The sequence below is a fragment of the Neobacillus cucumis genome (assembly GCF_002860255.1).
GTDB classification, from domain to species: domain Bacteria; phylum Bacillota; class Bacilli; order Bacillales; family Cytobacillaceae; genus Neobacillus; species Neobacillus cucumis_A.
In genome coordinates, this window is sequence record NZ_PGVE01000107.1 from 1 (window position 1) to 14,830 (window position 14,830).

Below are 14,830 nucleotides of genomic sequence, written 5' to 3' on the forward strand. Positions count from 1 at the left end.
TCGAGGGGCTAGGCGCTGAAGCTGGACGTTTCTAAACCTGTAAAAAGTTATCCAAAAGTTGTAAATCTATAATTTCCTAGACCAAAAAAACAGCCCAAATTTAAGGCTGTTCAATCGAATTTAAAATCCGTTCTGATTCAATGATCATTTGATACATGTGTTTGGTCGGCTCTAAGGGGGTTACACCTAGTTCTTCCTCTAAGACTTCAGTACATTTTTTGTACCACCTCATCGCTTGCGGCCGGTTATTTTTCCGATAATAACAGTACATTAATAAGCGGTAGGCCTCTTCCCATATTCGATCCCGCTCCAAGATTTTTTGACACCAATTGATCGCAGCGTCATATTTCTCCCGACGAACCATTAACTGTGCCATCTTCTCGGCACCTCGTAAAAAATAAACAGCCATACTCTCTCTTTTACTAATGCACCAATCATCATAACGACGGTCAGGCAAATAATCCCCTTGGTAAAAGGCTAATCCTCTCTCTAGAATGGGAATAACCTTATCAGGATGGACTTCATTTAAACCATCTTCAATCAATTCTTTAAATAGAGTGGTATCCATCTCTATCACTGCATGCGGGTTCAACCCATAAAACATCCCCTCTCTAATGATAAAAAAGGGAGCTGCCCGTGCTTTACGGTTCGGCTCAAGGACATTATGAAGGCAATTCAGTGCCACCTTAAAATCACGGTCCGCACTTTTTTTGTCTTGATGAGGCCAAAGAAGCGCAATAATTTCTTCCTTTGCCATTAATTCATTGACCGTAATGAGTAATTGAAACAGCTCCTTAGCCTTCTCTCTTTGCCAGTCTCTTTCTCCTACCTCTTTTTCACCAATCCATAGTTTGAATTGTCCTAAAGTCCGGACACGAATAGAATAACCTGGATGTGAATCAAAAGCGGTGATCCCCATATCCTGAAGAATTTTCCTCACATAAGGTGATTGGATGTCCTCTTTCATACATTCATTTAATAAGGGCACATAGATTTGTAAATCCCTTGGACTAAATACAGACCGTTTATGGAAAAAGAATTCATAATCATGAATTTGTACTAGATTTAAAAATTCATTGATCATCTTTTTAAACCAATCATTCTTTTTTTCTAAATAAAAAAGATATGCCAGCCAAAACTTACCTAACATTTGTCCATAGGAGTCCTCACATTGCTCAAAGAGAGCAGCTGCTTTTCCAAAAAAGTCTTGTGCCTTATGTCTGCGTTCAGTATAAATACAGACAATTCCCAAACAAAGAGTGATCAGCGCTGACAGCCACACATCATGGACCTTTTCAGTCTCCTGAAGTGCTTTCCGGCCTGCCTCTAATGCCCTCTCAAGTTCTCCCCTTGTCCCGTATAAAATACACAATCCCATGAGAGGCTCCGCTTTTCCTCGGTCTATATGAAGCTGCTCCATGATTTCTAACGCGGTTTGATAGCAGTTCTCTGCCAAACTAGAATCATATTTATTTAATATTTGAACAGCATGCCCCATACGAATCCAGCCGCATGCTTCCACAAAAGGGGCTTTATAACTTATCCCCTGCTGAATCCCCGCTTGGGCAAGTTCCTTTGCTTTTAAACCTTCTCCATTGAAAGCTTCGATTAAGGAAAGCAATAAATCCGTTTCCCGATGGGATTGAGGGAGTGTATTTATGTTTGAAGCCTTTAGTTCTTCCCTGTTTATAAAAAGCGTCTTTTTAGCAGCCTCAAATCGCCCCGTTCTTAAGTACAATCTAGCCTCTAAATTTCCATCAGGGTCAGATGCTTTTGCTTCCTTTGCTTTTTGGATCCACTTTTCCGCCTCTTTTGCTTTACCTGAGTTTAGTAGATTTTCAGATAGCAATTGATATAGTTTCCCTTTTTCACCATGTGATTCTGTGCATTTTTCCCGATGGAAAATCGCCTCATATAAAAGTCGTTCCGCTTGGTGCGGCTGAATGGTATCCAGGTATATTTGGGCTTTTCCTTTTAGTGCTATGCTCATTCCTAAGTGATCTTGATTTTTTTTAGCACCGGCAAAAGCCTTATCATAACATTCTTCTGCGTCTTGATAGTGGGAACGATAGCGATAGATTTCCGCTTTTAAATACCATAGAATATAATAGGGTTCCATTTCCGCTTCGGAAAGAATGGTTAATTGATCGTACAAGCTTTCCAATTTTCCATTTTCCAGCATCCTCAGACCATTTTCTTGTAAAATGGAACAGATGGCTTTATGGTGATTAATTTTTTTATAATGATATAGCGCCTTCTCCCATAATTGTTTTCTTTCATAATAGCGGGCACAGCGCTCATGAAGAGCTATATAGGCAGATGGATTATTTTTTTGAAATATATCTTCAAGGAATTCTTTAAATAAGGCATGATAGCGAAATTGGGCAGGGCCAATCTTTTGAATAAATAAATTGCGGTCTATAATTTGATTAAGTAAGGTTGAGGATCCGGGTATTCCAATTACTTCATCACAAATTTCTTCCTCCATTTCCTCAAAAATCGAGGTTTGTTCGAGGAACTGTTGAATCATTGGCGGCTGTTTTGAAAAGACTTCCATGACTAAATACTGAAAAAAATCCTGGAGAGATTGAGAGGAATGTTTAAAAATTTTAGGTTTGTCCTTTTGTAATGGTATTTGTGTGGCAATCATGCATAGAGCGATGATCCAGCCCTCTGTTATTTCATAAATGGATTGTAAATATTCTGGCTCAATCTCTAAACCGTAAAGATCGGTTAATAATAACTCCATCTCCTCCAACGTAAGAACTAAATCTTCCCTTGTTATTTCTAACAATTGCCCGCAAACCTTCATTTTTGTTAAAAACCTCCACCCCGGGCGGCTGCGGCTTGAAATGACCATATGTAAATTAGGTGGAATATGTTCAAGTAGTTTTTCCATCCAACTATTAATCGTATAGGAATGTTCAATTTGATGGAAATCATCCAAAATGATGGTAATCTCGTGCTTACATTCTAGAATCTCATTTATAAAAAGGGAACATAAAATACCTAATTCCTCTTCCCGAATATAACGGTCCAAATTGTTAATATAGGAGGATAATTCTATTCCAAACGAAGGATCCATCTCCTGAATCGTTTTGACCAGATAGGAAAGGAAGGTCAGGATATCGTCATCCATAGATGAGATGGAATACCAGCATCCCGGAAGCTTTTCATCTCTTAAAAATAAGGCTAGGGCCGTACTTTTACCAAAACCAGCACCGGAATGAAGGAGGGTCAAAGGGTACTCAGGAATCGCTTTCAATTTTCGAGTAAGCATGGCTCTCCTAATAAACTCATCCTTAACAACTGGAATGCGTAGTTTTGATTGAATAATCGGCTGCTTCAACTTAAACCCTCCTTCCTCTTTTTCATAATATTTACACTATTTTACCATATTTAGAACAAGCAAAGTAAGCACCTTTTGAAAAGTAAAAATGAATTGGTCATTCTTCTACATAAATCATTTTTCTAGTCATCCCACCGTCGACAACTAAATTTATACCCGTTACAAAATCATTAGAGGGATTTGTTAAATAGAGACAAGCCCTGGCAATATCACTAGGTTTGCCTACTCTTTTTGATAAATGCTGTTCATGGTCCGCTTTTGAAAGCTCACCCTCATCGCCATTGTGAATCCATCCTGGAGATATGGCATTTACCGTAATTCGATCATTGCTAAATGACGCAGCAAGCGCATGTGTAATCGCGACAATTCCTCCTTTTGATGCACCGTACGCTTCGGAGTTCGGCTCTGACATTAAGGCACGGGTGGAAGCGATATTCACAATTGCACCGCCAGTTGAATTCTTACGCATGTACTGTGCAGCTTCTCGAGAACAAAGAAACACACTGCGCAGGTTCGTGTTAAGGACATCGTCCCACTCGTCTATCGTTAATTCATATGGTGATTTAAATATACCTTTTCCGGCATTATTAATAAGAATATCCACTTTCCCATATGTTTGTTTTGCTGATTCAAAAAGATGGATAATGTCCTTTTCACTTCTAACGTCTGTTTTAATAAAAAGGACATCACCACCCTGACTTCGAATTTCAGCTTCGGTTTGGGCACCTGATTCTGAATCAGCATCTGCCAAAACAACTTTTGCTCCTCTATCGGCATACTCTGCTGCAACGCCACGGCCAATCCCTTTCGCCGCTCCTGTAACGATGACGACTTTATTTAAAAATTCCATCTCATATTCCTCCTTATATAGGCTCCTGCCTTATCTTTATAGCATATTTAGGAAAATGGAAACAAAGCTTTTGGTTTATGAGGGTAATTTTTCCAAGTAATAAATCCCCTTAACCTGAAAAAACTACAGAAAAAGTAGTTTTGAAAGGAGGCTGACTATGGCGGAAAAATGCTTCTATTGTACGGAGGAAATTGAGGAGAGACAATTGCATTATGTCCCGTTTGTTTCTATGAACGAGGAAAGAGATGAAGCGCTATGTGATGAATGCTACCAGGAATGGCTGCATGGGATAAAAGGGTAATTAATTTATTTTCAAGGCAGTTATAAGCACCTCTAAAGTCAGTTACTGGAGTGTGGCATCATTGTCCATTAAGAAAAAAATACCCTTGATATTTTTTCTGCTAGTTTTGTTTATTTTATTAGCGAATAATACCTTTCATTATTTTTGGTCGAAAAGCCAGCTGCTAGAATATAACGAACGAGAAATTTCTGTGATTACAAATGAAGTTTCGTTCCAGGTGGAAAAAACAAGAGAGGGTTCATTATATGTAGAGAATATTCTGGGGAGAGACTTGAGAATTGCATCCCTTGCAATCAAACAATCTCTTCCTCCAACCTTCCAGGAGATTACGAATGTCCAACTAAAAAAATTAGCGAAAGAGGTCCGTGTATCTCACATCACCTTATTAGCCAAAACTCCGGGCGATATTATTGGTGTCCGTTCATCTGACCCTGAAGAAATCAACATGTCAACAAAAGGCTGGGGCTATTGGTATGAAGCCTACCAACAATTGTTGGCCCTAAAACCTGTCAATGTAGGAAAGGGGTTAACATTACCGCACTATTGGTCTGGCCCGATTGAAATTGCATCCTCCAATCCTGACCATATTGATAAATGGGGCTATTATTTTGATGGTACTACAAACTATATTATCAATCCTTATTTTCGTGATAACGAAGTTTTGGAGTTTGAAGAACGATTTGGTCCAGGGAAAATCATTGAAGCTTATACAAAGGAACAAGGCATTTTAGAAATATCTGTTTTTAATCCCAAAAACTTCGGTAAAAAGAGTGAGGTTGTTCATTTAAACGGAAATAGTTATATTCGCATTTCAGCAAGGCCCATTTGGTATGGCAGTTATAGATATCGCAATATAGAGACGGATACCAGCTACATTAAGAAGGCAGTTAATACTAAAAAAGTTCAGTCATACAATGACACCCTTAACAAGAAAAATGTATTAAAAACCTTTGTTCCGGTTTTCCCTAAATCAGGGCAGCCCTTTGTTATTGGGCTTGTCTATAATTATGGGCTTATTCAAGATGAACTTAGACATGAACTATTTATGCATATTCTCCTCTCACTTGCCATCATGCTCATCGTTTTTGTAGTAAGTTTAATCTTTTCCCGTTCAATTACCCAGCCAATCAGTTATATTGTTGAACATGTCAATGAAATTGCGCAAGGAAACTTCGGGAGGCATTTACTCTTAAAACGAAAAGATGAATTAGGCCTTCTAACTGAAAATGTAAATGCTATGTCAACGGATTTACATCAATATGTGGAGGACTTGCAGCACAGCAAAGCACTAATAGAGTATCAGGCGAACCATGATCCTTTAACTGGGGTCTTAAATAGACGATTTTTACAAGAAAAATTAAGCAGCATTTTAAATCAAGCAGTTGAAAATAGGGAAGCTGTCTCCGTTTTGTTTATTGACATGGATCGTTTTAAACAAGTAAATGATTCCTATGGACATACTAAAGGGGACGAACTCTTAAAAGTAATTGCCATTAGGATTAATAACAGTCTGGATTCCGAGAGAAGTCTCATCATAAGGCAAGGCGGAGATGAATTTATTATTCTGCTTCGTAACCATGACCAAGACGAGACCAAGGCTGTTGCTGAAAAATTAATTGAAACCCTAAAAAGCCCTTACACGATTGAGGGGAATGAATTTTATCTTGGGGCCAGTATAGGGATCAGCCGTTATCCAGAGCAAACAAGAAATATGGAAACATTAATCAGTTATGCAGATATGGCGATGTACAATGCCAAAAAGAACGGTGGGAATAAAGCCATCTTCTATTCCGAAAAATCGATGCATTCTGATGTTGATAGACCGCGGCTTGAAGCCCATCTAAGAAGGGCGATTGAACATAAAAAGATTGATGTCTTTTATCAGCCTAAAATGAAAGTGGATACTGAAGTAGTTTTTGGTGTAGAAGCTCTGATAAGATGGACAGATGAGGAATTTGGAAATGTCTCACCGGCCATTTTTATCCCCATTGCGGAGGAAACAGGTTTTATCCAGCCCCTATGGGAACTTGTGATGGAAAAGGCCTGTGAACAAGTGAGCAAATGGAACCAATCACGTTCACACCCTTTATCGGTCTCAGTCAACTTTTCAGCTCGTCAATTTCTGGAACCAGAACTCATGCTTCAGACGGTGAAAAAAATTCTTATTGATAAAAATCTCCCGCCACAGAATTTTGAGATAGAGATCACTGAGAGCATCCTGTTAAATAATTCGGCTGAAATTGTCCAATCCCTTCAAACACTTCAAGATCAAGGCATTTCCATCTCAATAGATGATTTTGGAACAGGCTATTCATCACTCAGTTACTTAAAGGATCTTCCGATTAACACCTTAAAGATCGATAAATCCTTTATCCAAAATATAAACGAGGACTTGAAAAATACAGAAATACCTGAGGCGATTATTAGTCTGGCCCGCGGCCTTCATTTGGATGTGATTGCTGAGGGTGTGGAAAAAGAGCATCAAAAGGAATTTTTGCTTTCAAAAAATTGCGTCTTGATGCAAGGGTATTTATTTAGTAAGGCATTAAGCAGTTCTGACTTCGAACAGTTTCTTAGCAATTATGAAGGACAAAAAAATCCACCTGACTTCAGGCACACTGAAAAGGGCAGCTCATAAGCTGCCCTTATTTCACTAATTCGATCACACTGCTGCCAGTATAATCGATCAAAAGCTTAACTGCTCTCATGGAAGGAAATCCTGCATCCAGGGCCTTTACTAACCCCTCTGCTTTTCCCTTTTCAGTAAAGCAAATCATCGTCGGTCCTGCCCCGCTTAATGCTACCCCGAATGCCCCATTTGCCTTAGCCGTTTGTTCAATCTCATCATAGCCATGAATAAGAGACCTGCGATATGGCTGATGGAAACGATCCTTCCCCATCATTTTTCCTGCAAGCTCCCAATTCTGAGATAACAGGGCAGCAATTAATAAATTCGCCGTTGAAGAGGCTTCAATTGCCTGCTGACGAGTGTAGGCATTTGGCAATACATCCCGAGATGCCTTGGTTAAAAGGATTTCTTCCGGAATAAGAACAACTACCTCGATTGGAAGGTTCGTAAATGAAAGCATGTCTACATCCTTTTCCTGATAACAGCCAATGACAAGTCCTCCATAGATAGATGCTCCTACATTATCGGGATGACCTTCCCAATCTGTCGCGTGGAGGAGCTTTTCATGTTTCGTTAACTGGAGACCGCCTACAGTGTCTGCAAGCTCGATTCCAGCAACAATAGCCGATGCACTAGAACCAAGTCCTCTTGCTAATGGGATATTACTCTCTACTTTGATTTTACAAGGAGACAGCTCCACACCATAGTGTGCTGCTGTTTTAAGAGCAACCTTGACGATAAAGTTGTCTTTACCCGTTGGGAAGTCCTTTAACTCCTCACATAAGGAGTAGCAATACCACTCTTTACTTTTCTCTATTTCTAAGGTCAGATACAAATCAAGTGCAAGACCCATTGAATCAAAACCAGGGCCAAGATTCGCTGTACTGGCAGGTACCTTAATCATCATGCGGTCGTTGAATGTCATTCGTGTACAACTCCCCGAATATGTTCTGTTATTGATTGATCAAATTTTTCTGGTAATACTGGCCATCTCATAATGATTTTCCTACTACTCGATAAGCACTTTTTATTTCTTTTACAGCATGTAAATCATATAACTCAAGGATAATTTTATCATAATTTGTTAACGAAGCCTTGTGTGTCACTAGGACAATTTCAGATGTTTCATTTTTCTTAATCGGAAGCTGTAAGATTTTTTCAAAGCTTACACCATATTTGGCAAATATCGCTGTGATATCGGCGAAAACCCCTACTTCATCCTGCACATGAATTCGTAAAAAATATTTAGAAAACTTTTCTTCGTTTTCCTTTAATTTTTTCGGATATTGAGGAGTAACAGCGCTCTTACCATTCACCCCAAGCCTTAGATTCTTAATTACCCCAACCAAGTCTGAAACAATAGACGTTGCTGTCGGCAGACTTCCTGCCCCAGGGCCATAGAACATCGTTTCACCCACTGCTTCCCCATATACATAAACGGCATTATATTCATTTTGCACAGAGGCAAGCGGATGATTATTCGATAAAAAGGTAGGTGCAACACTTACTTCAACTTTTTCCTCTTCCCTGTGAGCAAAACCAATTAATTTCATTGTATATCCTAATTGTTTCCCATAACGTAAATCTTCTTCTGTCACGTTGGAAATCCCGCTGACTTTAACGTCGTCTAAATCGATATGCATCGAGAAACCAAGGGTTGCAAGAATGGTCATTTTTCTCGCTGCATCCAGTCCTTCCACATCAGAAGTAGGGTCTGCTTCAGCAAAGCCCAGCGCTTGCGCCTCCTTTAGAACTTCATCATAGGAACGGCCTTCATTACTCATTTTGGTTAAGATATAATTGGTTGTACCGTTAACGATACCCATCATTTGTGTAATCCGATCAGAAGCAAGTCCATCGACCAATCCCCGTAAAATCGGAATACCTCCAGCAACACTGGCTTCATAATATAAATCGCAGCCATATTCTGAAGCAACGGTTAACAATTCTGAACCGTGTAAAGCCATCAAATCTTTATTAGCAGTTACAACATGCTTTCCTTGTCTGAGGGCTGTTAATAAATAATCTTTTGTCTCCTGTACTCCACCCATTACCTCTATTACAACATCAATATCTTTATCGAAAAGAATTTCTTCCGGATTGGATGTTAAACTATCGGGGTCAACATAGACCGGTCTTTTCTTGTTTACGTCTTGTACAAGAATTTTTTTAATAACAACCGGACACCCCACTTGATGGATTAATTTATCTTGGTGATTTTTTATTATTTGGACTACGCCAGAACCTACTGTGCCTAAGCCTAATAGTCCAATTGAGATTGCTTCCATGCTTTCCCCTCCTGTAATGTCTATCTGAAGCGTACAATTGTTTTTATATAGTAGACATTATATGACTCTATTTACTTTTTTACAATAGATTTATTTCCTATTTCTTATACTCTAACCGCTTAAAGCCGTGCTGTAAATGGGTTGAACTAAACTTGTAAAATTTTTCTGAATTAAACGAGAATTTTTTCAGTTTATCTCTTTACAAAAATGAAAGAAGGGATGTAGAATATTCCCTATATTCATTCAATTTCAACAGCGAGGGTGGCAACACGTTCAATTCACGTCCCTCATAACAAGACAACCCTGTCTGTTATGAGGGACGTTTTTATTTAAAAACACAGGAGGAATCGATCATGTACAAAGTATTGGTAACTGACGGAATTAGCCATACTGGTTTAAAGAGTTTACTAGATCATCCTAATTTTGTGGTTGAAAGGCAGCCAACCCTGCCAACAGAAGAGTTAAAGAAGGTCATCGGGGATTATGATGCGTTGATTGTGAGAAGCCAAACAAAAGTGACTGAAGAATTACTTTTATCAGCAGACAAACTTCGTGTAATTGCCAGAGCAGGTGTCGGAGTCGACAACATAGAAATAAATGCAGCAACACGAAAAGGGATTATTGTAATTAATGCCCCAGGTGCTAATACAATGGCTGCCACTGAACATACGTTAGCGATGATGTTATCCTTAGCAAGAAAAATCCCTCAAGCCCATCAAAAAACAGCAGCCGGAGAATGGGACCGCAGCTCCTTTAAAGGAGTGGAATTATATAAAAAGACACTCGGTGTCATTGGGATGGGAAAGATTGGTACAGAAGTAGCTAAACGGGCAAAAAGCTTTGGCATGAATATCTTAGCGTTTGACCCTTACCTAACGGAAGAGCGCGCTAAGAAATTGGGTATGACCAAAGCAAGCCTTGATATTATTGCCCATGAATCTGATTTCATCACCGTTCACACACCGCTGACCAACGATACAAGAGGACTTATCAACGAAGAATACTTAAGCAAAACCAAAAAAGGCGTGCGGATCGTCAACTGTGCCCGCGGTGGAATTATTGAGGAAAAAGCTTTAGTTAAAGCCATTCAATCAGGACATGTAGCAGGTGCTGCGCTTGATGTATTTGAAAAAGAACCGGTTGCCAATGCAGAATTGCTGCAAAATCCAAATATCATTGTCACGCCGCATCTTGGGGCTTCGACGGTAGAAGCTCAAGAAAAGGTAGCAGAAGAAGTTAGTGCTGAAATCATTGAGATTTTTGAAAAGCAATCCATTCAAAATGCCGTTAATATGCCGCAAATGTCAGGCGAAACTCAAGCAAAACTCCAGCCATACTTATTACTGGGTGATCAAATGGGGCAGCTTGTCATTCAATTATTAAACAAACAGGCACCGTCCAATATTGAAATCAATTATTATGGGAATTTAATAGAGGAAGATACGGAATTACTAACACGTACTCTATTAAAAGGGATTTTATCCTATCATTTAAGTGATTCCGTTAATCTAATTAACGCGCTGCATTTGTTAAAAGAACAGGGTGTTTCCTATAATGTCGTTAAACATCCGACTAATAAGGGCTTTGCGAATTATATGGAATTAAGTGTTTCTAATGGACAAGAAACAGCCAAGATTGGAGCTACCGTACTAAATGGATACGGAGCGCGAATTCTCAAAATTAATCAATACCGAATTGATGTGAGACCGGAAAAATATTTATTATACATTAAGCATCGTGACGTACCAGGCATGATCGGTAAGGTCGGTTCCCTGCTGGGTGACCATGATATCAATATTGGAACGATGCAGGTGGGACGTACGGAGGTTGGCGGAGAAGCAATCATGGTTTTAACCTTGGATAGAACGTTAAGTGCGAATGTCATTAAAGTCTTAAAATTAATCGACGGACTACAAGAAGCACAAGTTCTAGAGCTAGCAACCGTTGATGCGGCTCGTGAAAGACGTTAGAGCTTGAGAGAATGGAAAGCATCTAATCTTTATATGGAAAAGGGAATGGTGCAAAGCCTAACGGGTTCCGTTAACTATCGCAAACACTAAAAATGTATTGCAAAATGACCTAGCACCGCAGTTCACTGTGTATAAAAAATAAACGGTATAATTCCGGCTAAATTGGGAAATACCCATATTTCCTTAAAAATAAGGGGAGCTTTTCCGTTTATGTTATCCAAATCTTTGGATTTTGTCTTATTTAGAGCAGCTAATCGGAATATCTCCGTTTATATCCGCTTCTTAAGCTTCCCCTATATACATTAGCAGGAAATTCTCCGCCTATGAATTCACATACCTATACGAAATCGATACGGAGAAGGCGGAAACGGTTTGCAAACTTCGTAATTGGCAATCCAAAGAATTAGCTATTAAAAGCAAAAATAGCAAGGGTATAAACCCTTGCTTTTTCTAATGTATTTTAATCTCTCTTGCCTTACAAATTGCCCTACATTTTATAATGCAAAAAGGGGATTACATTTTGGTTTGCATATTCCTGTGCAAATTTGCGATAAGGAACGGAACCCGTTGTGCAAAGCCATTCCTTTTGTTGATTAGGCTCTTTTCGTAAACTTTGTTGTTTTTAGAACTTATAAAGGACCATTTACTATGTTTCAGGACAATTTTTGCAAAGGATCTTACGAAAAGATGCCACGATGCAAATAGTAATACGGGTCGATAACTTTTACGAAAAACAACAATTTATGCGAAAATAGCCTTTGATTATAAAATGGTTCTAATATCGAGGACCGAATCTAGAATATAATCTGCTTTATGATTTTCAAAGTCCTGCCTTGCATCCTTTCCGGAAAGACCTGTTAAGACGGCAGCAAACTGGCAGCCTAACTGTCTAGCAGCAAGCAGGTCCGCTAATGAATCACCCACAACCAATACTTCTTCCCCATGATCAATTGGAAGCGGAGTATTGATGCATTCTTTAAAAGATGTCCCTTTTCCTTTTAGCCCCATAATGTAGGTGAACGGATGCGGCTTGGATAACGACTTCGGCTCAGTAAGCTCTTGTTCTGCTTTTGCAACTTCATCAGCGGTGATGATTCTATTTTCATCAAAAAACTGAAGCCAATCTAAATGTTTAAAGGGCTGAATGGTTTCTAAATCCGGCCGGCCGGTACCAATTCCAATCGTAATCCCAGACAATGTCAGGTACTGAAATAAATCAGCAATTTCCTTTGAAGGGGCAAGGGTTGTCTCCTTTGCAAGGAATCCCTTTTTTCCGGTTTGAACGGATGGTCTGCCCGTTGATGCAAGAACATTTTCATCACCCACATACCATTCTTGTGACACATGTTCACAAATGGACCAAAGTTCCCCTTTCTGGAAAATGGTTGTTTCAACCCCAAGCTTCTCTTTAGCCAGGACATTTAAGTAATTCAGCAGTTCCTGCTTTGTCGCATCAGACCGGGAGAATTCTTCCACGAATAAGCTAAATTCTAGTTCTACCTGATATTGACGTAACACCTTGCCAATGTCTCTTAGTGTTTCGTAATTAATTGGATTCGTGAGCCACTGGTTAATTTTAGCAGACTCACCATCTTTAATTTGTGATAAGAGATGGATAAGCTGATGACTAAAGGATAGGTAAATCATGTCCCAGTTTGCATTTAAGCCTCGGGATTTCATAAATTTCAGAACGAGATCGTGTTGGAAAACCTCTTTCCTGATGTGCTTTATTTCTTCTTCCGTATATTCGGTTTTAAATTGTTCTGGTGCAAGGGCTAAATAATTCCGGCTAATCAACATCTCCCAAACAGTCAGGGCTGATGCATCAAAATAGTGCTCTTCGCTTAAAAGCACCCCATCAACGTCAAATAAAACGGTATTAATCAATTTCCCAATCCCCTCAATTCTCAGTTTGCTTTTATACGTTATCGTAACACAGCAGGAATAATAATTTGAAGACCTTTGACCTCATTTATTAAAAAAGGGGGACATTTTTTGGTTTGAAATCACAAAATAATTATACAAAAGTTGGTAACTCACTTCCAACATCGCCGTTAAAAACAAAAATGCCGTGCGCTCAATTCTAAGAAGCACACGGCATTCAGCCATTCCATTATCCTTTAATCAAACTCTCCGCAAAAGGCCATGATGGGAGCATTTTACGCAATGGCTTATCCTCCCGATATCCTAGCGCGTATTCCCCTTGCATAATGGTATGGATTTCTCTTGTCCCCTCATAAATGACCGGCGCTTTAGCATTACGCAGATAACGCTCCACCGGAAACTCATTTGAGAAACCATAGGCCCCGTGTATTTGAACGGCGTCATTAGCTGCTTCATATGCGGCGTCACAGGAAATCCACTTGGCCAAAGATGTTTCCTGCGTGTTTCGTTTGCCATTATTCTTTAACCAGCCTGCTTTTAACACCAGCAATCTAGAAATCTCTAAATTCGCGGACATTGTAGCTAGCATCTGCTGAACAAGCTGATGTCTTCCAATCTCCTTTCCAAAGGTTTTCCGTTCCTCACAATATTTCACACTTGCCTCAAGAGATGCCATGATCGTCCCGCAAGCCCCCGCTGCAACCGTAAAACGTCCATTATCAAGCGCCGACATGGCAATTTTAAACCCTTCCCCCTCATAACCTAACCTATTCTCAACAGGAACTCTCACTTGCTCTAAAAATACTTCACCTGTATTACCCGCGCGAATCCCGAGTTTTCCTTTGATCGCCTTAGTTGAAACTCCATCAAAAGTGCGCTCCACAATAAAACAGGAAATACCACGATGTTTAGCATTTGGGTCTGTTTTGACAAAAATTAAAAAGTTGTCCGCCACATCACATAATGAAATCCAAGTCTTCGAGCCATTTAAAATATAAAAGTCTCCCTCTCTTACTGCTGTTGTTTCCATGGCTGCCACATCCGAACCGGCATTTGGCTCTGTCAACCCAAAAGCGCCGACCTTTTCTCCTCGTGCTTGTGGAAACAGATATTTTTGTTTCTGCTCCTCTGTGCCCCATTGCAATAAGGTCATACTATTTAATCCAGTATGAACAGACACAGCCGTCCTAAAAGCCGTATCGCCTCGTTCCAATTCCTCACAGACAATCGCAAGAGTGTTATAGTCCATGCCCACACCGCCATACTCCTCTGGAATACAGACTCCCATTAAATCAAGCTCAGCTAAGCGTTTAAGTATTCCTGTCTCAAAATGACCTTTTTCATCCCATTCTTTAATATATGGGATAATCTCACGGTCGACGAATGCCCTTACTACTTTACGTACACTCTTCTGTTCATCCGTTAATGAAAAATCCATAACCACTCCTCCTCGAATAACATTTTGCAGAAACTTTTAATCTCCCCTATAAAAAAGCCAGTGAAAACTATCAATGACAATGAATGCCCTGAATGTTCACTGGCCCATATTAAAAAACTTA

At 39.6% G+C, this 14,830-nt stretch carries 9 protein-coding genes; 3 read left to right on the top strand and 6 right to left on the bottom strand.

Going from position 1 to position 14,830, the window contains the following annotated elements; genetic code table 11:
• Positions 1 to 100 precede the first annotated feature (100 nt).
• Positions 101 to 3,349 carry a BTAD domain-containing putative transcriptional regulator gene (locus tag CVD27_RS26735; protein ID WP_101652186.1) on the bottom strand — a complete coding sequence of 1,083 codons (3,249 nt, stop codon included), beginning with the start codon at positions 3,347 to 3,349 and terminating at the stop codon, positions 101 to 103.
• Between the two features lie 97 nt (positions 3,350 to 3,446).
• Positions 3,447 to 4,199, bottom strand: coding sequence for a glucose 1-dehydrogenase (locus CVD27_RS26740; protein WP_101652188.1), 753 nt, complete (start codon positions 4,197 to 4,199; stop codon positions 3,447 to 3,449).
• A gap of 157 nt (positions 4,200 to 4,356) precedes the next feature.
• Here CVD27_RS26740 and CVD27_RS28445 point away from each other — a divergent pair, with 157 nt between their 5' ends.
• Both CVD27_RS28445 and CVD27_RS26745 read left to right on the top strand, forming a co-directional pair.
• Complete coding sequence (locus CVD27_RS28445; protein ID WP_180960467.1) at positions 4,357 to 4,500, top strand: hypothetical protein; 144 nt, start codon at positions 4,357 to 4,359, stop codon at positions 4,498 to 4,500.
• Positions 4,501 to 4,606: 106 nt separating this feature from the next.
• Entirely contained in the window at positions 4,607 to 7,138 is a 2,532-nt protein-coding gene (locus tag CVD27_RS26745) for a putative bifunctional diguanylate cyclase/phosphodiesterase (RefSeq protein WP_257984502.1), read from the top strand.
• Positions 7,139 to 7,145: 7 nt separating this feature from the next.
• Here the strand turns inward: CVD27_RS26745 and thrB are convergent, their stop codons facing one another.
• Positions 7,146 to 8,054 carry a homoserine kinase gene (gene thrB, locus CVD27_RS26750; protein ID WP_101652192.1) on the bottom strand — a complete coding sequence of 303 codons (909 nt, stop codon included), beginning with the start codon at positions 8,052 to 8,054 and terminating at the stop codon, positions 7,146 to 7,148.
• 67 nt (positions 8,055 to 8,121) lie between these two features.
• On the bottom strand, positions 8,122 to 9,417 hold the full coding sequence (locus tag CVD27_RS26755; protein ID WP_101652194.1) for a homoserine dehydrogenase: 1,296 nt from the start codon (positions 9,415 to 9,417) through the stop codon (positions 8,122 to 8,124).
• Between the two features lie 353 nt (positions 9,418 to 9,770).
• Here CVD27_RS26755 and serA point away from each other — a divergent pair, with 353 nt between their 5' ends.
• Positions 9,771 to 11,387, top strand: a complete 1,617-nt coding sequence (gene serA, locus CVD27_RS26760; protein ID WP_101652196.1) for a phosphoglycerate dehydrogenase — start codon at positions 9,771 to 9,773, stop codon at positions 11,385 to 11,387.
• Positions 11,388 to 12,149: 762 nt separating this feature from the next.
• Here the strand turns inward: serA and CVD27_RS26765 are convergent.
• Both CVD27_RS26765 and CVD27_RS26770 read right to left on the bottom strand, forming a co-directional pair.
• The gene (locus tag CVD27_RS26765) at positions 12,150 to 13,274 is read right to left on the bottom strand and encodes an HAD family hydrolase (protein WP_101652198.1); all 1,125 of its coding nucleotides are present in this window, start codon (positions 13,272 to 13,274) and stop codon (positions 12,150 to 12,152) included.
• Positions 13,275 to 13,500: 226 nt separating this feature from the next.
• Positions 13,501 to 14,709 carry an acyl-CoA dehydrogenase family protein gene (locus CVD27_RS26770; RefSeq protein WP_101652200.1) on the bottom strand — a complete coding sequence of 403 codons (1,209 nt, stop codon included), beginning with the start codon at positions 14,707 to 14,709 and terminating at the stop codon, positions 13,501 to 13,503.
• Between the last annotated feature and the right edge of the window lie 121 nt (positions 14,710 to 14,830).

Bases quoted from the DNA above. Each gene is read 5' to 3' on its own strand.
- CVD27_RS26740 (WP_101652188.1), bottom strand. From the start codon at position 4,199: ATGGAATTTTTAAATAAAGTCGTCATCGTTACAGGAGCGGCGAAAGGG.
- CVD27_RS28445 (WP_180960467.1), top strand. From the start codon at position 4,357: ATGGCGGAAAAATGCTTCTATTGTACGGAGGAAATTGAGGAGAGACAA.
- thrB (WP_101652192.1), bottom strand. From the start codon at position 8,054: ATGACATTCAACGACCGCATGATGATTAAGGTACCTGCCAGTACAGCG.
- CVD27_RS26755 (WP_101652194.1), bottom strand. From the start codon at position 9,417: ATGGAAGCAATCTCAATTGGACTATTAGGCTTAGGCACAGTAGGTTCT.
- serA (WP_101652196.1), top strand. From the start codon at position 9,771: ATGTACAAAGTATTGGTAACTGACGGAATTAGCCATACTGGTTTAAAG.
- CVD27_RS26770 (WP_101652200.1), bottom strand. From the start codon at position 14,709: ATGGATTTTTCATTAACGGATGAACAGAAGAGTGTACGTAAAGTAGTA.